Genomic DNA, 675 nt, shown 5'->3' with positions numbered 1-675 from the left:
TGCGCCTGGCCGCACGCCTGGAAGGCATCGCGCCGGAGGCCGGAAACGGCCGTGGCCTGATCCGCGAAGGGGTCCTGCGCCGCGCCGTCGGCCTCACCCTCGAAGCGGTCGGCTGCGAAGCGCCAATGGGCGCCAGCTGCAAAGTGGAAATCATCGACGGTGGCTGGGTCGATGCCGAAGTGGTGGGGTTCTCCGGTGACCGCACTTATCTGATGCCCAGCGCCGAGTTGCATGGCCTGCTGCCCAATGCCAGGGTCGTGCCCTCGTTCCGCCGCGGCGGCGTGGAAGTCGGCGAAGGCCTGCTCGGTCGCGTCATCGATTCGGACGGCATTCCGCTGGACGGCAAGGGCCCGATCCGCGCCGAAGGTACCGTCGGCATGGCCGGCGTGTCGATCAACCCGCTGGCGCGCGAGCCCATCACCCAGCCGCTGGACGTGGGCGTGCGTGCGATCAACGCGCTGCTGCCGATCGGCCGCGGCCAGCGCGTGGGCCTGTTCGCCGGCTCGGGCGTGGGCAAATCCACCTGCTGGGCATGATGACCCGCTACACCGCGGCCGATGTCATCGTGGTCGGCCTGATCGGTGAGCGTGGTCGCGAAGTACGCGATTTCGTCGAATCCACCCTCGGCGAGGAGGGTCTGCGCCGCGCGGTGGTGGTGGCCAGCCCGGCCGACCG

Annotated in this window: 1 pseudogene; it reads left to right on the top strand. The window is 70.2% G+C overall.

What is annotated here, in order from left to right:
* A pseudogene (locus JCM9942_RS17490) lies at window positions 1-675 on the top strand (flagellum-specific ATP synthase FliI); the annotation flags it as partial.

The sequence above is a fragment of the Stenotrophomonas pictorum JCM 9942 genome (genome assembly GCF_001310775.1).
Classification (GTDB): domain Bacteria; phylum Pseudomonadota; class Gammaproteobacteria; order Xanthomonadales; family Xanthomonadaceae; genus Stenotrophomonas; species Stenotrophomonas pictorum.
Note: the sequence above shows the minus strand (reverse complement) of the source record. Positions and strands in the feature narration are given on the sequence as shown.